This is a genomic window from Acidovorax sp. PRC11 (assembly GCF_031844105.1).
GTDB lineage: Bacteria > Pseudomonadota > Gammaproteobacteria > Burkholderiales > Burkholderiaceae_C > Paracidovorax.
Genome location: NZ_JAUZUQ010000039.1, coordinates 1 through 19,865, shown reverse-complemented (window position 1 = coordinate 19,865; position 19,865 = coordinate 1). Strand labels below are relative to the sequence as shown.

At 71.2% G+C, this 19,865-nt stretch carries 16 protein-coding genes and 1 pseudogene; 6 read left to right on the top strand and 11 right to left on the bottom strand.

The window, feature by feature from the left end; all coding sequences use genetic code 11:
- The coding region (locus tag Q9R47_RS23645; protein ID WP_311235559.1) for a Crp/Fnr family transcriptional regulator at positions 1 to 762 on the bottom strand (762 nt) is incomplete at its 3' end.
- Positions 763 to 914: 152 nt separating this feature from the next.
- On the opposite strand from Q9R47_RS23645, the gene cysK reads away from it, so the two are divergent.
- The 5 genes from cysK (at position 915) to Q9R47_RS23620 (ending at position 7,301) form a co-directional block, all read left to right on the top strand.
- Positions 915 to 1,832 carry a cysteine synthase A gene (gene cysK / locus Q9R47_RS23640; protein WP_311235558.1) on the top strand — a complete coding sequence of 306 codons (918 nt, stop codon included), beginning with the start codon at positions 915 to 917 and terminating at the stop codon, positions 1,830 to 1,832.
- Between the two features lie 267 nt (positions 1,833 to 2,099).
- Positions 2,100 to 2,879 (top strand): endonuclease/exonuclease/phosphatase family protein, encoded by a 780-nt coding sequence (locus tag Q9R47_RS23635; protein ID WP_311235557.1) that lies wholly within the window; start codon positions 2,100 to 2,102, stop codon positions 2,877 to 2,879.
- Entirely contained in the window at positions 2,876 to 4,279 is a 1,404-nt protein-coding gene (gene clsB, locus Q9R47_RS23630; protein ID WP_311235556.1) for a cardiolipin synthase ClsB, read from the top strand. Before Q9R47_RS23635 ends, clsB begins: the two co-directional genes overlap by 4 nt.
- A 29-nt stretch (positions 4,280 to 4,308) precedes the next feature.
- Complete coding sequence (locus tag Q9R47_RS23625; protein WP_311235555.1) at positions 4,309 to 5,421, top strand: YbhN family protein; 1,113 nt, start codon at positions 4,309 to 4,311, stop codon at positions 5,419 to 5,421.
- Positions 5,422 to 5,561: 140 nt separating this feature from the next.
- Positions 5,562 to 7,301: an FAD-dependent protein gene (locus Q9R47_RS23620; protein WP_311235554.1), complete on the top strand. Its 1,740-nt coding sequence runs from the start codon at positions 5,562 to 5,564 to the stop codon at positions 7,299 to 7,301.
- Positions 7,302 to 7,359: 58 nt separating this feature from the next.
- Here the strand turns inward: Q9R47_RS23620 and Q9R47_RS23615 are convergent, their stop codons facing one another.
- Genes Q9R47_RS23615 through Q9R47_RS23595 form a run of 5 tightly spaced genes read right to left on the bottom strand, consistent with a single transcriptional unit; the run spans position 7,360 to position 14,423 of the window.
- A complete protein-coding gene (locus Q9R47_RS23615) occupies positions 7,360 to 8,619 on the bottom strand; it encodes a Zn-dependent hydrolase (RefSeq protein WP_311235553.1) in 1,260 nt (419 codons plus the stop codon).
- Positions 8,620 to 8,638: 19 nt separating this feature from the next.
- Entirely contained in the window at positions 8,639 to 10,102 is a 1,464-nt protein-coding gene (gene hydA, locus Q9R47_RS23610) for a dihydropyrimidinase (RefSeq protein WP_311235552.1), read from the bottom strand.
- A gap of 34 nt (positions 10,103 to 10,136) precedes the next feature.
- On the bottom strand, positions 10,137 to 11,645 hold the full coding sequence (locus tag Q9R47_RS23605) for an NCS1 family nucleobase:cation symporter-1 (RefSeq protein ID WP_311235551.1): 1,509 nt from the start codon (positions 11,643 to 11,645) through the stop codon (positions 10,137 to 10,139).
- A 17-nt stretch (positions 11,646 to 11,662) separates the two neighbouring features.
- Positions 11,663 to 13,018, bottom strand: coding sequence for an NAD-dependent dihydropyrimidine dehydrogenase subunit PreA (gene preA, locus Q9R47_RS23600; protein ID WP_311235550.1), 1,356 nt, complete (start codon positions 13,016 to 13,018; stop codon positions 11,663 to 11,665).
- A gap of 49 nt (positions 13,019 to 13,067) precedes the next feature.
- Positions 13,068 to 14,423, bottom strand: a complete 1,356-nt coding sequence (locus Q9R47_RS23595; RefSeq protein WP_311235549.1) for an NAD(P)-dependent oxidoreductase — start codon at positions 14,421 to 14,423, stop codon at positions 13,068 to 13,070.
- Positions 14,424 to 14,878: 455 nt separating this feature from the next.
- Between Q9R47_RS23595 and Q9R47_RS23590 the strand changes: the two genes are divergently transcribed.
- The gene (locus Q9R47_RS23590) at positions 14,879 to 15,568 is read left to right on the top strand and encodes a TetR/AcrR family transcriptional regulator (RefSeq protein WP_311235548.1); all 690 of its coding nucleotides are present in this window, start codon (positions 14,879 to 14,881) and stop codon (positions 15,566 to 15,568) included.
- An 89-nt stretch (positions 15,569 to 15,657) separates the two neighbouring features.
- On the opposite strand, the gene Q9R47_RS23585 is transcribed toward Q9R47_RS23590, so the two are convergent.
- From Q9R47_RS23585 to Q9R47_RS23565, 5 genes and pseudogenes are all read right to left on the bottom strand, one after another.
- Positions 15,658 to 16,035, bottom strand: a complete 378-nt coding sequence (locus Q9R47_RS23585) for a hypothetical protein (protein WP_311235547.1) — start codon at positions 16,033 to 16,035, stop codon at positions 15,658 to 15,660.
- A 108-nt stretch (positions 16,036 to 16,143) separates the two neighbouring features.
- The gene (locus Q9R47_RS23580; protein WP_311235546.1) at positions 16,144 to 17,730 is read right to left on the bottom strand and encodes a methyl-accepting chemotaxis protein; all 1,587 of its coding nucleotides are present in this window, start codon (positions 17,728 to 17,730) and stop codon (positions 16,144 to 16,146) included.
- Between the two features lie 145 nt (positions 17,731 to 17,875).
- Positions 17,876 to 18,871 carry a tripartite tricarboxylate transporter substrate binding protein gene (locus Q9R47_RS23575; protein ID WP_311235545.1) on the bottom strand — a complete coding sequence of 332 codons (996 nt, stop codon included), beginning with the start codon at positions 18,869 to 18,871 and terminating at the stop codon, positions 17,876 to 17,878.
- 51 nt (positions 18,872 to 18,922) lie between these two features.
- A complete protein-coding gene (locus tag Q9R47_RS23570) occupies positions 18,923 to 19,693 on the bottom strand; it encodes a class II aldolase/adducin family protein (protein WP_311235544.1) in 771 nt (256 codons plus the stop codon).
- 45 nt (positions 19,694 to 19,738) lie between these two features.
- A pseudogene (locus tag Q9R47_RS23565) lies at positions 19,739 to 19,865 on the bottom strand (electron transfer flavoprotein subunit alpha/FixB family protein); the annotation flags it as partial.

Here is a 19,865-nt window from a genome sequence, read left to right as displayed (position 1 = left end):
CGCGTTCCTGCGTCCGCCGCCGCCGCGCCCGTCCGTTCCCGCCCCTTCGCATCCGCCGAACACGCTTTCGCGCAGCGCAGGCAGGTCCAGCACCCGCAGCCCGCCGTACTCCACCCGGATCGCGCCCTGCGCCTGCAGCGCGGCCAGCGCCTCGTTCACGCGCTGGCGCGACAGCCCCACCAGGTAGCCCAGCTCCTGCTGGGTGATGCGCAGCACGTGGCCCACGCCCGGGTAGAGCAGCGGATTGAAGAGCGCCGCGAGCCCCCGCGCCACGCGGGCGTCCGGGCTGCCCAGGCGGTCGATCTCGCGGGCGGCGATGAACTGGCCGAGCCGTTCGTTGAGCTGCTGCATCACGAAGCGGTTGAAGCCGAGCGAATGGTCCAGCAGCCAGTGGAAGGTGTCGATCGGCAGCCCTGCCACCACGCTGCGGCGCAGCGCCTGGATGTCGTAGCGGTAGGGCTCGCGCTTCACGGCCGTGCCCTCGCCGAACCAGCCGCCGGGCGGCACGCCCGCGAACGTCATCGTCTGCCCGCGGGCGTTGTCCGTGCTCATCTTGAGCAGCCCCTCCACCACGCCGAACCAGTAGGTGACCGGCCGGCCGCGCCGGCACACGAAATCGCCCACCTGGGCGTCGCCCACCACCAGCGCCTCCACCGCCCGGCCGCGCTCCTCGGGCGCGAGGGCGGCCAGCCAGGGGATTCCCTGCAGCTCGGCCGGCGTTGGATGCCGGCGGCGCTGGTGGAGCGAGAGTTCTTCGGACATGCGCCACAGGATGGGGGAAACCCGGCCTTTGGTGAAGGGGGAAACCACGGGGCGGCGGCATATCCATATGCCCGGCGTGTCGTTGGAGTGGTCCACAATGGCCCGCTCCCGTTCCTTCCGGAACCCTTCTTTCCTGTATGGAGACGCCCGCCATGAAATTCGACAGCATCCTGCAAGCCATCGGCAACACGCCCCACGTGCGCATCAACCGCCTGTTCGGCGCGGGGGCGAATGTCTGGGTCAAGTCCGAGCGCGGCAACCCGGGCGGCTCCATCAAGGACCGCATCGCGCTGGCGATGGTGGAGGATGCCGAGCGCTCCGGCGCGCTGCAGCCGGGCGGCACCATCATCGAGCCCACCTCGGGCAACACCGGCATCGGCCTGGCGCTGGTCGCCGCCGTGAAGGGCTACCGGCTCATCCTCGTGATGCCCGAGAGCATGAGCATCGAGCGCCGCCGGCTGATGCTCGCCTACGGCGCGCAGTTCGACCTGACCCCGCGCGAAAAGGGCATGAAGGGCGCCATCGCCCGTGCCGAGGAACTGGCCGCGCAGACGCCCGGCGCCTGGGTGCCGCAGCAGTTCGAAAACCCCGCCAACGTCGACGTGCACGTGCGCACCACCGCCCAGGAGATCCTGGCCGACTTCCCCGAAGGGTTCGATGCGCTCATCACCGGCGTGGGCACGGGCGGGCACATCACGGGCGTGGCGCGCGTGCTGAAGGCGAAGTTCCCGCAGCTCAAGGTGTTCGCCGTGGAGCCCGTGGCCTCGCCCGTGATCTCGGGCGGCCAGCCCGGCCCCCATCCGATCCAGGGCATCGGCGCGGGCTTCATCCCGAAGAACCTGGACACCAGCCTGCTCGACGGCGTGGTGCAGGTCGATGCCGAACCCGCGCGCGAATATGCGCGCCGTGCCGCGCGCGAAGAGGGCCTGCTGGTCGGCATCTCGTCGGGCGCCACGCTCGCGGCGATCGCCCAGAAGCTGCCCGAGCTGCCGCAGGGCGCGCGGGTGCTGGGCTTCAACTACGACACGGGCGAGCGCTATCTGTCGGTGGAAGGATTCCTTCCCGGGTGAGTAGAACACCCCCCTGAGGCGCTGCGCGCCTTGGCCTGCTCCGCGGCCTTCTGATGGGTGAGGCCGTGCGGGCTCCGGGGCCCTGTCCCGGGTGTGCACTCTGCGCTCCGTCTCAGAGTCCACGGCTTCTCGTTCGGGCCGTTCCAGGACTGCACACGCGGTCGGCCCGCAGTCCTACAGCACGGCCGTGCGGGGGTCGGAACAATCGGTCCAACCCTGCGCCGCGGCCCTCGGCCCACCCGCCATGGCCGCGGTGCTCATCTACCGATGGCATCCATGGCTACCCACGCAGAATCCCCCTCGCCCGTCGCGTTCAAGGTGCTTACCGTGAACGTGCACAAGGGCTTCACCTCCTTCAACCGCCGCTTCATGCTCCATGAGCTGCGCGAAGCCGTGCGCGGCGTGTCGGCGGACCTGGTGTTCCTGCAGGAGGTGCTGGGCACCCACCAGCGGCACGCGAACCGCGTGGCCAACTTCCCGCAGGAGCCGCACTACGAATTCCTGGCCGACACGATCTGGGGCCAGTACGCCTACGGCCGCAATGCGGTGTACGACAACGGCCACCACGGCAACGCGCTGCTCTCCAAGTTCCCCATCGTCCATTACGAGAACCACGACATCTCGGTGAGCGGCCCCGAACGCCGCGGCATGCTGCACTGCGTGCTGCAGCCGCCGGGACACGACCGCCAGGTGCATGCGATCTGCGTGCACCTGGGGCTGCAGGAAGCCCACCGGCAGCGCCAGTTGCGCCGCGTGTGCGACCTGGTCAACACCTTCCCCGCCGGGGAGCCGGTGATCGTGGCGGGTGATTTCAACGACTGGCGCGGCCGGGCCCACGACGTGCTGCGCGACGGCGCGGGGCTGCACGAGGTGTTCGTGCATGCGGGCGGGCGGGCCGTGCGCACCTTCCCGGCCTCGATGCCGCTGCTCGCGCTCGACCGCATCTACGTGCGCGACGCCTCGGTGCACGCCCCCGTGGTGCTGCCGCGCAAGCCCTGGCACAAGCTGTCGGACCACGCACCCCTGGCCGCGGAGATTTCGCTGTGAGACGGCCGGGCCGCTCCTCGCGCTGGGTGCCGGGCAACCGCTTCGAGCTGCTGGAAAACGGCGAGGCGTTCTTCCCGCGCGTGTTCGAGGCGATCGCCGCGGCGAAGCGCGAGGTGCTGCTGGAGACCTTCATCCTGTTCGACGACAAGATCGGGCAGGGGCTCCACGCGGCGTTGCTGCAGGCGGCGCGCAACGGTGCCGAGGTGCATGTGCTGGTGGACGGCTTCGGCTCGCCCGACCTGTCGGAATCCTTCATCGGCCCGCTCGTGGCCGCGGGCGTGCGGTTCCGCATCTTCGATCCGGGCGGGGTGCGCATCTTCGGCCAGCGGATGAACATGCTGCGCCGCATGCACCGCAAGATCGTCGTGGTCGACGGCGAGACCGGCTTCATCGGCGGCATCAACTATTCGGCCGACCACGTGGCGGATTTCGGTCCCGAGGCCAAGCAGGACTATTCCGTCGAAGTGCACGGCCCGATCGTGGCGCAGATGCGCGCCTTTGCGCGCAGCGTGATCGACAAGGGCGAACGCAAGGAGGGCCGGCAACCCAACCCCAAGGCCACCGCCAGCGCCGAACCCGAAACCGAGATCGAAGCCGGCATGGCGCGGGCGGGCAAGGGCCCCACCGCGATGCCGGCCGGCAGACCCGCGGGCAGCCCCCGGGCCGCGGCGGAGCGGCGCCGGTGGCCGTTCGGCGCCCGCGCCGCCGTGGAGCGGCATCCGGTGGCCGGCGACGCGGACGCCATCTTCGTCACGCGCGACAACCATGCCCACACCAACGACATCGAGCGCCACTACCGCGTCGCGCTGCGCGCGGCCCGCGAGCGCGTGGTGATCGCCAACGCGTATTTCTTCCCGGGCTACCGCTTCATCCGCGAGATGCGCCGCGCCGCGCGCCGCGGCGTGGACGTGCGACTGATCCTGCAGGGCCAGCCCGACATGCCGATCGTGCGCGTGGCCGCGAGCATGCTCTACGACCACCTCATCCGCGGCGGCGTGCGCATCTACGAATACTGCGACCGCCCCCTGCACGGCAAGGTGGCCCTGGTGGACGACGCATGGTCCACGGTGGGATCGAGCAACCTCGACCCGCTCAGCCTGTCGCTGAACCTGGAGGCCAACGTCGTCATCCGCGACCGGGAATTCAACGCCACGCTGCACGGACGCCTCGCGCACCTGATGGAGAACAGCTGCCGCCAGGTCGAGCCCACGCCGCCGGGCCGCTGGGACGGGCTGCGCCTGCTGCGCAGCTACTGCCTGTTCCACCTGATGCGCTGGTTCCCCACCTGGGCCGGATGGCTGCCGCGCCACGAGCCGGAGATCTCGCTGGTGCAGCCCGACCAGGCCGCCTCCTCCGCCGGCCATGGCGGCGACCACGGCCACCGGCCGTCCACCACCTGAGCGCGCGGCGCCCGATCGGTCTCCATCCCATGCCCCCGGCCTCGCCCACGTCTGCCCCATCCCAGGACCCTGCCGACGGCGCGGGCCGCCCCCGCGAGAAGAAGAGCCGGTGGCAGCGCCTGCGCTCGCAGCGCTGGTGGCCCTGGGCCGTGACGCTGGTGAGCGGGGCGTTCGTGGTCTTCGTGATCACCCTGCTGGTGCGCCAGGCCCGCAATGTGGACTGGGGCGCGGTGTGGGAGGCCTTCCTCGCCCTGCCCACCCCCACGCTGCTCACGGCCGCGGCCCTGGCGCTCGCCAGCCATGCGATCTACGGCACCTTCGACCTGTTCGGCCGGTACTTCACGCGGCACGGCCTGTCCGTGGGCCGCACGATGGGCATCACGCTCATCGCCTACCCGTTCACGCTGAACCTCGGATCGATCATCGGCGGGGTGTCGGTGCGCTACCGGCTCTACTCCCGCCAGGGCGTGTCCGTGGGCGCGATCGGCCAGGTGATCGGGCAGAGCATCGTCACCAACTGGCTCGGCTATTTCATGCTGGCGGGCGCGGTCTTCTGGATGTGGTCGCCGAAGCTGCCGGAAGGCTGGCACGTGGGGCCGCAGGAACTGCGCTGGGCCGGCACCGCGCTGGCGGCCCTCACGGTGGCCTACGTCGCCGCCTGCGCCGTGCGCCGCGGCCGGCCGATCGCCTGGCGCGGGCACGATTTCCCCCTGCCGGACTGGCGCGTGGCGCTGCTGCAGGTGGCCGTATCGACGGTCAACTGGGCGGTGATGGGCGGCGCCGTGTGGGTGCTGGCGGGGCGCGACACCCCATATGCCGCCGCGCTCGCCACCGTGCTGCTCGGCGCCGTCGCGGGGCTGGTGTCGCGCATTCCGGCGGGGCTGGGCGTGCTCGAGGCCGTGGGCACGGCCGTGCTCTCGGCGTACATCCCCACCTCCCAGGCGCTGGCGGCGGTGCTGGCCTACCGGGCGCTGTATTTCTTCGCGCCGCTGGTGCTCGCGGCCCTGGCGTTCGGCGCGGTCGAGTGGTTCGGGCGCGGCGCGCCGGCGAAGTCCGGAGATGGGGCGGAGGCGGAGGAAAACGCGGACGCGGAGCCGTCCGGGAACGCCCCCGCCAAAGCGCCCCGCAAGGTACCCGCCTGACCGCGGACACCCCGGCGGCAGCACCCGCCGCCCTGGACATGGGAGCGCCGTTTTCGGGCCGATAAGCGCATTTCCATGCACCGGCGTATGATTTCGGGCCTTTTCCCCGCACCGCCCGATGACCACGGGCCGCACGCCCCATGATCCGCCTCTCAGAAATCAAGCTGCCGCTCGCCGCCCTGCCGGCCGACGGCACAGAACATCCCGAGCCCGCGCTGTGCGCGGCCGTCGCGCGCCTGCTGGACATTCCTGCCGGCGCCATCGCCCGCCTCCACGTCTTCAAGCGCAGCTTCGACGCGCGCAAGCCCGAGCTGCTGGCCGTCTACATCGTGGACGCCACCCTGGCCGACCCCGGCCAGGAGGCCGCGCTGCTGGCGCGCCATGCCGGCCGCCCGCACATCCAGCCCACGCCCGACATGGCCTGGAAGCCCGTGGGCCATGCGCCGGCCGGCGGCCTGCGCGAACGCCCGGTGGTGGTGGGCTTCGGCCCCTGCGGCATCTTCGCGGCGCTGGTGCTGGCGCAGATGGGGCTGCGTCCCATCGTGCTGGAGCGCGGCCGGGCCGTGCGCGAGCGCACGCAGGACACCTGGGGCCTGTGGCGCCGCCGGGAACTGCAGCCAGAATCCAACGTGCAGTTCGGCGAGGGCGGCGCGGGCACGTTCAGCGACGGCAAGCTCTACAGCCAGATCAAGGACCCGCGCCATCTCGGCCGCAAGGTGATGGAGGAGTTCGTGCAGGCGGGCGCGCCGGCCGAGATCCTGTATGCCGCGCACCCGCACATCGGCACCTTCAAGCTGGTGAAGGTGGTGGAGACGCTGCGCGAGCAGATCATCGCGATGGGCGGCGAAGTGCGCTTCCAGCAGCGCGTGACCGACGTCGCCGTGGACACCGACGCCGCGGGCCGCCGGCACCTGCGCGGCCTGCGCGTGCTCGACCAGGCCACCGGCCAGGCCCACGAACTGGAGGCAGCACACGTCGTCATGGCCCTGGGCCACAGCTCGCGCGACACCTTCGCGATGCTGTATGGGCGCGGCGTGCACATGGAAGCCAAGCCGTTCTCGGTGGGCTTCCGCATCGAGCATCCGCAGGGGCTGATCGACCGCGCCCGCTGGGGCCGGCATGCCGGCCATCCGCTGCTGGGCGCGGCCGACTACAAGCTCGTGCACCATGCGGCGAACGGTCGCGCGGTCTACAGCTTCTGCATGTGCCCGGGCGGCACGGTGGTGGCCGCCACCAGCGAGCCCGGCCGCGTGGTGACCAACGGCATGAGCCAGTACTCGCGCAACGAGCGCAATGCCAACGCCGGCATGGTGGTGGGCATCGATCCCGCCGACTACCCGACGGACCCGGCCGCCTTCGAAGCGGCGCTGGGGGGCACCCACGGCGTCGAGGACCTGCCCGCGGGCCAGGCCCATCCGCTCGCCGGCATCGTGCTGCAGCGGCAGCTGGAATCCGGCGCCTTCGCGCTCGGAGGCGGCGACTACAACGCGCCCGGCCAATTGGTCGGCGACTTCATCGCGGGCAAGGTGTCGCGCGAGTTCGGCGAGGTCGAGCCCTCGTACCGGCCGGGCGTCACGCTGACCGACCTGCACGCCGCCCTGCCGGACTACGCGATCGCCGCGCTGCGCGAGGCGCTGCCGGCCTTCGGCCGCAAGATCCAGGGCTTCGACCGCCACGACGCGGTGCTGACGGGCGTGGAGACGCGCACCTCGTCGCCGCTCAAGATCGGACGCGGCGAAGACTTCCAGAGCCTGAACACCGCGGGCCTCTACCCCGCCGGCGAAGGCGCGAGCTACGCGGGCGGCATCCTGTCGGCCGGCGTGGACGGCATCAAGGTGGGCGAGGCGGTGGCCCGGGCGATGCTGGGCCCGGCCGCCTGAGCCGCAGCGGTGCGCCGGCAGGCGCCGCGGAGTGCGCTGGCGCGGACGTGGCGCCGATCTACCCGGCCCGCTCCAGCATGGCGTGCAGCAGCACGTTGCAGCCCGCGGTGATGTGCTCCGGTTGCGCATCCTCGATCTCGTTGTGGCTGATGCCGTCCTTGCAGGGAATGAACACCATGCCCGCCGGCGCGAGGCGCGCCATGTACACGGCATCGTGCCCCGCGCCGGAGACGGCCGGCATGTGCGAGTAGCCCAGCTGCTGCGCCGCGCGCTCCACGGCCTGCACGCACTCATCGTGGAACGGCTGCGCCGGATAGCTGGAGACGAGGTCGATGCGGATCGCGAGACCGGTCTCCGCGGCCAGCCGGTCGGCCACGCCGCGGATGTCGCGGTCCATGCTTTCGCAATCCGCGTCGGTGGCGTTGCGCAGGTCGATGCTGAACTTCACCTGCCCCGGGATCACGTTGCGGCTGTTGGGATGCACGTGCACCATGCCCACCGTGCCGCGGCCGTGCGGCGGATGGCGGTGCGCGCAGGCCACCACCTCCTGCATCAATCGCGTGGCCACCTGCAAGGCGTCGCGGCGCAATGCCATGGGCGTCGGGCCGGCATGCGCCTCCATGCCCGTCACGGTGCAGTCGTACCAGCGGATGCCGAGCACCCCCGTCACCACGCCGATCGTCTTGCCGTGGTCCTCCAGCACCGGGCCCTGCTCGATGTGGGTCTCGAAGTACGCGCCGATCGGATGGTCGCCGGGCTCCTGGTCGCCGATGTAGCCGATGCGCTCCAGCTCGCCACGCACGGTCTTGCCCTCGGTGTCGGTCGCGGCATAGGCATGCTCCAGCGTGAAGGCCTTGGCGAACACGCCCGAGCCCATCATCACCGGCACGAAGCGGCTGCCTTCCTCGTTGGTCCAGAAGGCGACTTCGATGGGTGCCTCGGTCTCTATGCCATGGTCGTTCAACGTGCGCACCACCTCGATGCCGGCCAGCACGCCGTAGTTGCCGTCGAACTTGCCGCCCGTGGGCTGGGTGTCGATGTGGCTGCCGGTCATGATGGGCGGCAGGCTGTCGTCGCGGCCCGGGCGGCGCATGAAGACGTTGCCGATCTTGTCGATCGTGACGGACATGCCCGCCTCGCGCGCCCAGCGCGTGACGAGATCGCGGCCCTGCTTGTCCAGGTCGGTGAGCGTGAGGCGGCAGACGCCGCCCTTGGGCGTGGCGCCGATCCGCGCGAGCTCCATGAGCGAATCCCAGAGGCGCTCGCCGTTAACGCGCAGCTGGCGGATGTCGGTTTTGTCGGTGGTGGTGGTGTCCATGGGGTCTCCTCGTTCGCTCTCAGGCGCGCGCGACGGCGCTGGGGGCCAGGTCCTGCGCACGCCTGTGCACGGCCTGGAAGTTCGCGCCGAACGCCGGGCGGTGCACGTAGCGGCCCGCGCCCTGCTCGGCGCGCAGGTCGCCCTGCGCGAACACCACGCGGCCCTGGCTGACGGTGTGGCTGGGGATGCCGCGCACGGTGCGGCCTTCGAAGATGTTGAAGTCGCCCTTGCTGTGCTGCGTCCTGGCCGAGAAGGTCTTGGTGCCCTCCGGGTCCCACAGCACCAGGTCGGCATCCGCGCCCGGGCCCACGAAGCCCTTGCGCGGATAGATGTTGAACAGCTTCGCGGCGTTGGCGGAGGTGATCGCCACGAACTCGCTGGGCGTGAGGCGCCCGGTGTTCACGCCGCCGTCCCAGATCGCGGCCATGCGCTCCTCCACCCCGCCGGTGCCGTTGGGGATCTTGGCGAAGTTGTCGCGCCCCATGGCCTTCTGCGCGGCGCAGAAGGTGCAGTGGTCGGTGGCCGTGGTGTGCAGCTGGCCCGACTGCAGGCCGCGCCACAGCGCTTCCTGGTGTCCGCCCGCGCGCGGCCGGAAGGGCGGGCTCATCACATGGGCCGCGGCGGTGGCGAAGTCGGGGTCGCGGTACACGCTGTCGTCCACCAGCAGGTGGCCGGCCAGCACCTCGCCGAACACGCGCTGGCCGCGCGCGCGGGCCCGGGCAATGGCCTCGGCCGCCTCGGCGCAGCTCACGTGCACCACGTAGATCGGCACGCCCAGCACGTCGGCGATGGCGATGGCGCGGTTGGCGGCCTCGGCCTCCACCATGGGCGGGCGGGCCAGGGGATGGCCCTCGGGGCCGGTGATGCCCATCTTGGCCACTTCCTGCTGCAGCAGGTAGACCAGTTCGCCGTTCTCGGCGTGCACCGTGGGCATGGCGCCCAGCTCCAGCGCGCGCTTGAAGCTGTTCACCAGCGTCTCGTCGTCGCACATGATCGCGTTCTTGTAGGCCATGAAGTGCTTGAAGCTGTTCACGCCCTCCTCGCGCACCAGGGTGCCCATGTCCGCATGCACCTGCTCGCTCCACCAGGTCACGGCCACGTGGAAGGAATAGTCCGCCGCGGATTTCTCGGCCCAGCCGCGCCACTTGCGGTAGGCGTCCATCAGCGGCTCCTTCGGATCGGGGATCACGAAGTCGATGATGGTGGTCGTGCCGCCGGCCAGCCCCGCGGCCGTGCCGGTGTAGAAGTCGTCCATCGTCACCGTGCCCATGAAGGGCAGCTGCATGTGGGTGTGCGGATCGATGCCGCCGGGCAGCACGTACTGGCCGCCGGCATCGAGCACCTGCGCGCCCGCGGGCGCGAGCCGGGCGGCATCGCCGCCCACGGCCTCGATGCGGCCGTCCACGCAGAGCACGTCGGCGCGCTCCTCGCGGTCGGCGTTCACCACGGTGCCGCCGCGGATCAGAAGGGATGCACTGCTCATCGTCGTTTCTCCTTGTCGGTGGGTTGCGCCTGCTTCAGGCGCGGCGCAGCGGTGCCGCGGCCGAAGCGGCGGCCACATGGCTGGACATGCCGAGGCGGTAGACCACCGCCGCGATCGCCAGCCCGATGAACCAGGCGTAGTCGTAGATCTGCCGGAACACCGCGCCCACGTCCGGGAAGCTCGCGGGGAACGCCGCGTGCAGGAAGCCCGGGATGTTGGGCGCCACGCCGAGCGCGAAGGCCGCCACGGCCACCCAGTTCCAGCCCCGGCTGTAGGCGTAGGGGCCGGTGTCGGCATAGAGCGCCGGCACGTCCAGCCGCGTGCGCCGCACCAGGTAGTAATCCACCATCAGGATGCCCGCCACCGGCCCGAGCAGTGCCGAATAGCCGATGAGCCACGTGAAGATGTAGCCCTGGGTCGATTCGAGGATCTTCCACGGCATCATCGCGATGGCGATGCCCACGGTGATGTAGCCGCCCACGCGGTAGCTGATGCGCTCGGGGTTGAGCGCCGAGAAGTCGTAGGCCGGCCCGACCAGGTTGGCGGCCAGGTTCACGCTCACGGTGTCGATCAGCAGGATGATGAGCGCGATCAGCACGGCCGCGCCGGTCATGCGGCTCGCCAGGTCCACCGGGTCCCACAGCGCCTTGCCGTAGATCACCACCGTGGCCGAGGTGACGAACACCGCCAGCGCCGCCAGCAGGCCCATGGGCACGGGCAGGCCGATGGCCTGGCCCACCACCTGGTCGCGCTGCGATTTCGCGAAGCGCGTGAAGTCGGGGATGTTGAGGGCCAGCGTGGCCCAGAAGCCCACCATGGCCGTGAGCGACGGCCAGAACACCGCGTGGAACTGCCCTGCCTTCGGCCCGCCGGGCGCGAACTGCGAGGGCTGGTGCAGGATGGGCCCGAAGCCGCCGGCCTTGTCGTAGGCCCACCAGAGCAGCACGAAGCAGATCACGATCTTGATGGGCGCCGTCCACGTCTCGAGCTTGCGGATCGACTCGATGCCGTGCACCACGAAATAGAACTGGATCGCCCAGAAGACCAGGAAGCACACCAGCTGGCCGAGGTTGATCCCCAGGCCCGCGATCTTCTCGCCCTCCAGCGGATGGCCGATCAGCACGCCGGCCAGCGTGTAGATCATCATGCCGCCGAACCAGGTCTGGATGCCGTACCAGCCGCAGGCCACGAGGGCCCGCAAGAGCGCCGGCAGCTTGGCGCCGCGCGTGCCGAACGAGGCGCGCGCCAGCACCGCGTACGGAATGCCGTACTTCGCGCCCGCATGGCCGATGAGCAGCATCGGCACCAGCACGATCAGGTTGCCGAGGAACACCGTGCCCACGGCCTGGCTCCACGACATGCCGCTCTCGATCAGGCTGGCCGCCAGCGTATAGGCGGGAATGCACATCACCATCCCGATCCACAGGGCGGCGAAGTGGTGCCAGCGCCAGGTGCGCTGGTGCGCCTGCGTGGGCGCGAGGTCGTCGTTCCAGAGGCCGTGCGCGGCGCCGTCGGGCGCCGGGGAAGCATGCGGTTGCGTCATCGCGGTCTCCTGGCCGGTCAGGCCGCCACTGCGGCGGCGGAGTCGAGGGCGGGCGCGGGCGCACCGGCGGCGTCCACGCGGTTCGGGTTGTGGGGATGGGTGGTCCAGTTGGCGTACTCGCCGCTCACCACCTTGCCCGTGCGCGCATCCACCTCGCCCGGCTCCAGGCTGCGCAGCGTGATGCATTCGGGCACGGGGCAGATCGACACGCACAGGTTGCAGCCCACGCACTCGGCATCGTCCACCTCGAAGCGGCGCACGCCGCCCTCCTGCGTGAACGTGATGGCCTGGTGCGACGTGTCCTCGCAGACCACGTGGCAGCGGCCGCACTGGATGCAGGCATCCTGATTGATCACCGCCTTGTCGATGTGGTTCAGGTCGAGCTGCTTCCAGTCCTTGACCGTCGGCACGGCGCCGCCGCGGAAGTCCTCGATCGTCCGGTAGCCCTGCGCGTCCATGAAGTTGGAGAGGCCGTCGCACATGTCCTGCACGATCTTGAAGCCATAGACCATCGCGGCCGTGCACACCTGCACGGTGCCGCAGCCCAGGGCGATGAACTCGGCCGCATCGCGCCAGGTGCTCACGCCGCCGATGCCGCTGATCGGCAGGCCCGCGGTCTGCTCGTCGCGCGCGATCTCGGCCACCATGTTGAGCGCGATCGGCTTCACGGCCGGTCCGCAGTAGCCGCCGTGCGATCCCCAGCCTCCCGTGTTCGGGCTCATGGCCATGCGCTCCAGGTCGACGCCCATGATGGAGTTGATGGTGTTGATGAGCGACACCGCGTCCGCGCCGCCGGCGCGGGCCGCGCGCGCCGGCTGCCGCACGTCGGTGATGTTGGGCGTGAGCTTCACGATCACCGGCAGGCGCGTGTAGTGCTTGCACCATTGCGTGACCATCTGGATGTACTCGGGCACCTGCCCCACGGCCGCGCCCATTCCGCGCTCGCTCATGCCGTGCGGGCAGCCGAAGTTCAGCTCGATGCCGTCCGCGCCGGTGTCTTCCACCATCGGCAGGATGCGCTTCCAGCTCTCCTCCACGCAGGGCACCATGATCGAGACGATCATCGCGCGGTCCGGCCAGGCGCGCTTCACGCGGCGGATCTCCTCCAGGTTCACGGCCAGCGGCCGGTCGGTGATCAGCTCGATGTTGTTGAGCCCGATCACGCGCCGGTCCTGCGACATGAGCGTGGCGTAGCGCGGGCCGTTCACGTTGACCACCGACGGATCTTCGCCGAGGGTCTTCCAGACCACGCCGCCCCAGCCCGCCTCGAAGGCGCGGGTGACGTTCACTTCCTTGTCCGTGGGGGGCGCGGAGGCCAGCCAGAACGGGTTCGGGCTGCGGATGCCGAGGAAATCGCTGCGGATGTCTGCCATGTGCTTCTCCGGTGTCTTGCTCTGGGTTCGTGGGGACGGCGGCGCGGCGTCAGGCCGCGCGCAGCGCCTCGTGGATGGACACCGCGGCCACCTTGCCGTGCTCCACGGCCTCCACGGTGAGGTCGCGCCCGCCGGCACGGCAGTCGCCGCCCGCCCAGACGCGCGGCACGCTGGTGCGGCCGTCGGCATCGGTGGCGATGCGGCCCTGGCTCAGCGCCACCTCGGCGCCCGCGTACTCGGAGAGATAGCTCTGGCCGATGGCCTTGAGCACCATGTCCGCCTCGAGCGTGAAGGTCTCGCCGGTTTCCACCAGGCGCCCGCCCTGCACCGCCGTGGCCGCGAACCGCATGCCGCGCACCGCGCCGCCTTCGCAGAGCAGCTCCTTCGGCGCGGCCCAGTAGCGCACCGTGACGCCGTTCGTCTGCGCCCACTGCTGCTCCGCGAGCGAGGCGGACATGCTCTCCTGCCCGCGGCGGTACACCATGGTCACCTCCTGCGCGCCGAGCTTGGCGGCCTGCACGGCGGCGTCCACCGCCGTCATGCCGCCGCCCACCACCACCACGCGGCGGCCCACGGGCAGCGCGGCCAGGTCCTGCGCCTGCCGCAGGTCGGCGATGAAATCCACCGCATTGCGCAGCCCTTCCGCCTGCGGCTCGGCGATGCCCAGCGCATTCACGCCGGCCAGGCCCAGCCCCAGGAACACCGCGTCATAGGCCTGCAGCAGCCCCGCGAGCGTGATGTCGCGCCCCAGCACCTGCCCGCAGCGCGGCTCGATGCCGCCGATGGAGAGCAGCCATTCGATCTCCTTCTGCGCGAAGCCGCCGGTGGTCTTGTAGCTCGCCAGGCCGTATTCGTTGAGCCCGCCGAGCTTGGGGCGCGCATCGAACAGCGCCACGTCGTGGCCGCGCCGCGCCAGGCCGTGCGCGCAGGCCAGGCCCGCGGGGCCCGCGCCCACCACGGCCACGCGCCGGCCGGTGGGCGCGGAGCGCGTGAAGAGCGGCGCGCCCGGCTGCGCGAAGTGCGCGTCCGTCGCATAGCGCTGCAGCGCGCCGATCTCCACGGGCTTGTCCTCGTTCACGTTGCGCACGCAGGCCTGCTCGCAGAGCACCTCCGTCGGGCAGACCCGGGCGCACATGCCGCCCAGCGGGTTCGCCTCCAGGATCGCCCGCGCCGCGCCGCGCTCGTTGCCCTGCGCGATCCGGTGGATGAAGGACGGCACGTCGATGCCCGTCGGGCAGGCCGTGGCGCAGGGCGCCTCGTAGCAGTAGTAGCAGCGCTCGGCCTCGATCAGCGCCTGCGGGCGGGTGAGCGGAGGGTGCGCGTCGCTGAAGTTCCTGGCGTAGGCGGCCAGATCCAGGCGTGCGCCATGCACGCCGCAGCCAACGCTCGCGGTCGTCGTTTCCATCGGAAGGCTCCTGTGTCGGTTGTCCCGCTCGGGGATCAGGAAGGCAGGGGGGAGGAAGCGCGCGCCTGGGGCGTGCGGTGGAGGCGGCCAGCCGGACGGCGGCCTGCGGAGACCGCCGAAGCGGCGGCGCGCCCGCGGATGCGGGGCGGCAGGGAAGGCGAAGGGGTCATCGGGGTCCTCGCTCGTGGTGGCGGATGCATGGCCCGCCGTTGTGGCTTGCAATTTACCAACCAGTAAAAACTTACCTATTGGTAAAATCCCGGACAGCAAGCGCCGTGCCAGCCGCCAGTGCCGCTTCCCGGCGCGAATCCGCCCTGCGGCGGACCACAATGGTGCGCATGCGCTCCCGAAGAACGTCGTCCCGCCCTGCCCCTGTGCAAGACCGCACCACCCAAGCCCCCCGCCGCCCGGCCGCGCCGCCTGCACGCCCGGCAGCGCCTTCCGGAACGGCTCCGGTGCCCGACGCCGCAGCCGGCCCTTCTTCCACCCCCGCTCCGACCCCCGCCTCCGACGCGGCCCGCACGCCCTCGGCCGCGCGCCTGCGCAAGGAGCAGGCCATCCTCGCCGAGGCCGAGAGCCACTTCGCCCAGTTCGGCTTCGAAGGCGCCTCGCTCGACAGCATCGCGGCGGCCGCCGGCATCAGCCGGCACAACCTGCTCTATTACTTCCCCAGCAAGGAATCGCTCTACCGCCGCGTGCTCGACGACGTGCTCACCCAGTGGCTCGACGGCATGGAGGAAATGTCGCACGGCGAAGACCCCGCCCAGGCGCTGCGACGCTACATCGGCGCCAAGCTGCGCTCCTCGCTGGAGCGGCCGAACGCCGCCAAGGTCTTCGCCAAGGAGGTCATCGCCGGCGCCCCGCGCTACGGCGACGTCATCGCGGAGCGCGTGGGCCCCGTGCTGCGCAACGACGTGCGCACCTTCGAGCGCTGGGCGCGCGAGGGCCGCATCGCCCGCGTGAATTTCACGCACCTGATGTTCATCATCTGGTCGGTCACCCAGGCCTATGCCGACCAGCAGGCGCAGTTCGCCCTGCTGCTGGGCAAGCCGGCGCTCACCGAGCGCGACTATGCCCAGGCCGAGGCGCTGATCTGCCACATGGTGCTGCAGGGGCTGGCGCCGGGCGTCCCGCCGCCGGCCTGAGGAACCGCTCGCGCGCCGGTGCCGCTGCCAGGCCGGACGGGGCGGGCGGCCCGGCGCGAACGTTCAGATCGGCGGCAGGCCGCCCACCGTCAGCGCATCGCCCAGTGGCCCGGCCGCATGTGCCAGCCGCCCGGGCCCGGCTCCCAGCGGTGGGGCACCCACACCCAGCCCGCGCGCGGCGGCGCGGCCCAGTGGCCGGGGCGCCAGACGTAGCGGCCGCCACCCCATTCCCAGAAGCCGCCCACCCAGACATGCACCGGCGAAGGGGCGATGGTCACGGTTTCCACATACGGCGCCGGGGGCGCGGTGGGGGCGACCACGACGGCGCCCTGCTGCTCCACCACGACCTGCCGGGGCGGCGCCACGACGCAGCCCGACAGGGCGGCGGCCGCGAGGACCGCCAGGGCGCCCATGGCGCGGATCCGGCCGGATGCACGGCCAGGGGATGCGGGATTCGAGAGGGACATCGTGGGGCTCCATCGGATGGGAAACGGCATGCCCATTGAACGCGGCCGTACCCTTCTCGCCGACAACCGCCGTGTAAAGAAGCGCAAACGGCGCGCGCGACCCGGCGCTCAGCGCGGCAGGGCGTCCACCCGTCCAGCGGCGCTCCCGGGCAGCCGGAACGTCGCCACCAAGTCGGCCAGCTGCTGCGCCTGCATGCGCAGTCCCTGGGCCGCGGCGGTGGATTCCTCCACCAGGGCCGCGTTCTGCTGCGTCATCTGGTCGAGCTGGCTCACGGCCTCGCCCACCTGCCCGAGGCCGGTGCTCTGTTCGCGCGCCGCGGTGCTGATCTCGCCGACGATCGCCGCCACCCGCTGCACCGAATCCACGATCTCGCCCATGGTGCCGCCGGCGGCATGCACCTGCTGCGCGCCCTCCCCCACCTGCCGCACGCTGTCGCCGATGAGGGCGCCGATTTCGCGGGACGCGGTGGCCGAGCGCTGCGCGAGGCTGCGCACCTCCGAGGCCACCACGGCGAAGCCGCGGCCCTGCTCGCCGGCGCGGGCGGCTTCCACCGCGGCATTCAGCGCGAGGATGTTGGTCTGGAAGGCGATGCCGTCGATCACGCTGGTGATGTCGGCGATGCGGCGCGACGCCTGGGCGATGCCGTCCATGGTCGAGACCACCTGGCTCACCGCGTCCCGACCGCGCCGCGCGATCTCGCTCGCGGTGGCGGCGAGCGTGCTTGCCTGCTGGGCCGCATCGGCGCTGTGGCGCACGGTGGCGATCAGCTCTTCCATGCTGGCGGCAATCTCTTCCAGATTGGAGGCCGTGTGCTCGGTGCGCGACGAGAGATCGGTGTTGCCCGCGGCGATCTCCGCACTGGCGCCCGCCACGGACACGCTCGCCTGGCGCATGCCCACCACCAGTTCCGCCAGCCGCTGCTGCATGCCGCCCAGGCGCTCCAGCAGGGCGCGCACCTCGTCGCGCTGGCCGGCCGGCGCGGCCGGCACGGACGAGGTCAGGTCGCCCTCGGCGATGCGGTCGGACACGGCGGAGGCCTGCGCCAGCGGCAGCAGGATGGAACGCGACAGCGCCAGCGCGCAGCCCAGACTCAGCAGCAGCCCCACCAGCGATCCGCCGACGAGCAGCGCGATGCCCTGCCGCTCGCTCGCCTGGGCCTGGGCACGCGCCTCGGCCACCCGCCTGCGCTGGTAGTCGGCCATTTCCTCCACGGCCGCCGCATAGCGGTCGGCGGCGGGCCGCAGCAGCTGGCCCACGGCCTCGGGCGGCAGGGTCTCTCCGGACTGGCGCCGCTTCACCAGCGCATCGCGCGCGGAGCGGAAGGCGTTGCCCGCGGCATCGATGGCGCCGAAGATGCGCCGGGATTCCTCGTCTTCCGCCAGTGCCTCCAGGCGCTTGCGCACCTCGGTGGAACGGGCGGACGTGCGCTTTCTGTCGGCGTCCACGCGCGCGGCGTACACCGGGTTGTCTACCTCCAGCAGCGACTCGGCCCGCACCGCACTGACGAGCACGATGGATTCGAGTTCCTTGGCCAGCAGGGCGCGCTCGGCGGATTCGCCCCCCAGATCGTCCGCGATGTCCTGCAGGTTCATCAGCCGCCAGACGCCGACCCCGGCAGCCAGCGACATGACCAGGCAGATGGCGCCGAAGGCCAGGGCCAGGCGCAGGGAGAGGCGGGTGTTGTTCAGGGACATGGGCAGCAGGGCGCGACGGCCAGGCGGGGAAAGGCCCCGGTCCGCACGAAGCGTTCCGGAAACGGATTCCCTACTTATCGGCGTGCCGGCCGCCGACTTGAAGTCGGCCGTACGCCCCCGCCGGATCCCTGCTCGGCAGGAGCGCTCAGTCCACCACCACCCCGGCCGACTGGATCACCTTGGCCCACTTGGCGGTTTCCGCGGCGATGAAGGCGTTGCATTCCTGGGGCGTGGAGCCCTCGGGGAAGGTACCCATGGTCTGCTCCAGCCGCTGAGAGACCTCCGTGCTGCGGATGATGCGTGCCACCTCGCCGGACATGCGCTGCACGATGTCGGGCGGCGTGCCCCCGGGCGCCAGCATCGCGGCCCAGGTGCTGCCGACCAGCGCCGGATAGCCCAGTTCGGCGAAGGTGGGAACGTCGGGCAGCGCGGGCACGCGCTTCTCGCTCGCCACGCCGATGAGCCGGATCTTGCCGGCCCTGGCGGGCTGGATCAGGTTGGGCGGCGGGTCGAGGAACAGCGGCACCTGCCCGCCCATCAGGTCGGCCAGCGCGGGCGATGCGCCCTTGTACGGCACGTGCACCATCTCGACCCCGGTGACCATGCGCATCAGCTCCGACGTGAGGTGCGCGGCCGAGCCGCTGCCCGACGAGGCGTAGCTGATCTTGCCGGGGTTCGCGCGGCCGTAGGCGACCAGTTCGGCCATCGTCTTGAAGGGCGCGTTCATCGATACGGCCGCCACCAGCGGCGACACGCCCATCAGCGAGACGCCCGTCAGGTCCTTCTTCGGGTCGTAGGGCAGCTTGGGATAGAGCGTGGTGTTGGCGGCGTAGGCGGCGATGAACACGCCGAAGGTATGGCCGTCCGGCGCGGCCTTGGCCACGGCGTCCACCCCGATGATGCTGTTGGCGCCGGGCTTGTTGTCGACGACGACGGGCTGGCCCAGGCGCAGCTGCAGGCCGACCTGCATCAGCCGCGCCATCTGGTCGGTGAAGCCGCCAGCCGTGTAGGGCACGACGATGCGGATCGGCTTGGTGGGCCAGGTGCCCTGCGCACGGGCCGGCGCCAGGGGCAGCAAGGCACCGGCCGCGATGGCGGAGCCCGTCTGGAGGAAGTGGCGTCGGGAGGAAGTGGACGGCATGCGGTGGGGTCTCCTGTCGTTCTGTCGTTCAGCTCTGGCGGCCTGGGCGGCTCAGGTCCGGTAGCCCGGATCGATGCGGTCGAGCCGGCGCAGCAGCCCCGGCCAGGCCAGGCCCGCGCCCTTGCCCTTGGTCACCTGGCGCGACTGCTCGACCGAGGTGGCGACGATCTCGTCGGGAATACGCGTGAGCGCTCCGCCGCCGGCCTGCGCCAGGATCTGGATGCGGCAGGCCGATTCGAGCGTGTACATCGACAGCAGGGCCTCGGGCACGCTGCGCCCGCAGGTCAGCAGGCCATGGTTGCGCAGGATCAGGAAGCTGGCGTCCCCCAGGTCGGCCACGAGCCGCGGCCGCTCGTCGTCGCGCAGCGCCACGCCCTCGTAGCCGTGGTAGGCCAGCCGCGCGAGCGGGAAGATGGATTGCTGCGAGATCGGCAGCAGCCCGCCTTCCTGCGCCGACACCGCCACGCCGTACTGCGTGTGGGTGTGCAGCACGCACTGCACTTCGGGCCGGCCTTCGTGGATCGCGCTGTGGATCAGGAAGCCCGCCGGGTTCACGTCGTACTCCGTCGCCATCACGGGCTCGCCGTGGTGGTCCACCTTGACCAGGCTGGACGCCGTGATCTCGTCGAACAGCATGCCGTAGGGGTTGATGAGGAACTGGTCCGGCTGGCCCGGCACGCGCGCCGAGATGTGCGTGAAGATCAGATCGTCCCAGCCGAAATGGGCCACCAGCCGGTAGGCGGCGGCCAGTTCGACGCGGGTCTGCCATTCCTCGGGCGTGACCTGGCTGCGCACGCTGGAAGCTTCAGGGATTGCATTCATGGTGAAACCTTTCTTGCGTTCAGGATGGGTGCGCGGCCAAGCGCCTCAGAGCCGGCCCGCCAGTTCCGGCACGGCGGTGAACAGATCCGCCTCCAGCCCGTAGTCGGCCACGCTGAAGATCGGCGCCTCGGCATCCTTGTTGATCGCCACGATCACCTTCGAATCCTTCATG

Coding starts and splice junctions, on each gene's coding strand:
- Q9R47_RS23635 (WP_311235557.1), top strand. CDS start 2,100: ATGGCATCCATGGCTACCCACGCAGAATCCCCCTCGCCCGTCGCGTTC.
- Q9R47_RS23625 (WP_311235555.1), top strand. CDS start 4,309: ATGCCCCCGGCCTCGCCCACGTCTGCCCCATCCCAGGACCCTGCCGAC.
- Q9R47_RS23575 (WP_311235545.1), bottom strand. CDS start 18,871: ATGCCGTCCACTTCCTCCCGACGCCACTTCCTCCAGACGGGCTCCGCC.
- Q9R47_RS23595 (WP_311235549.1), bottom strand. CDS start 14,423: ATGGAAACGACGACCGCGAGCGTTGGCTGCGGCGTGCATGGCGCACGC.
- Q9R47_RS23605 (WP_311235551.1), bottom strand. CDS start 11,645: ATGACGCAACCGCATGCTTCCCCGGCGCCCGACGGCGCCGCGCACGGC.
- hydA (WP_311235552.1), bottom strand. CDS start 10,102: ATGAGCAGTGCATCCCTTCTGATCCGCGGCGGCACCGTGGTGAACGCC.
- Q9R47_RS23620 (WP_311235554.1), top strand. CDS start 5,562: ATGATCCGCCTCTCAGAAATCAAGCTGCCGCTCGCCGCCCTGCCGGCC.
- Q9R47_RS23580 (WP_311235546.1), bottom strand. CDS start 17,730: ATGTCCCTGAACAACACCCGCCTCTCCCTGCGCCTGGCCCTGGCCTTC.
- cysK (WP_311235558.1), top strand. CDS start 915: ATGAAATTCGACAGCATCCTGCAAGCCATCGGCAACACGCCCCACGTG.
- preA (WP_311235550.1), bottom strand. CDS start 13,018: ATGGCAGACATCCGCAGCGATTTCCTCGGCATCCGCAGCCCGAACCCG.
- Q9R47_RS23570 (WP_311235544.1), bottom strand. CDS start 19,693: ATGAATGCAATCCCTGAAGCTTCCAGCGTGCGCAGCCAGGTCACGCCC.
- Q9R47_RS23585 (WP_311235547.1), bottom strand. CDS start 16,035: ATGTCCCTCTCGAATCCCGCATCCCCTGGCCGTGCATCCGGCCGGATC.
- Q9R47_RS23615 (WP_311235553.1), bottom strand. CDS start 8,619: ATGGACACCACCACCACCGACAAAACCGACATCCGCCAGCTGCGCGTT.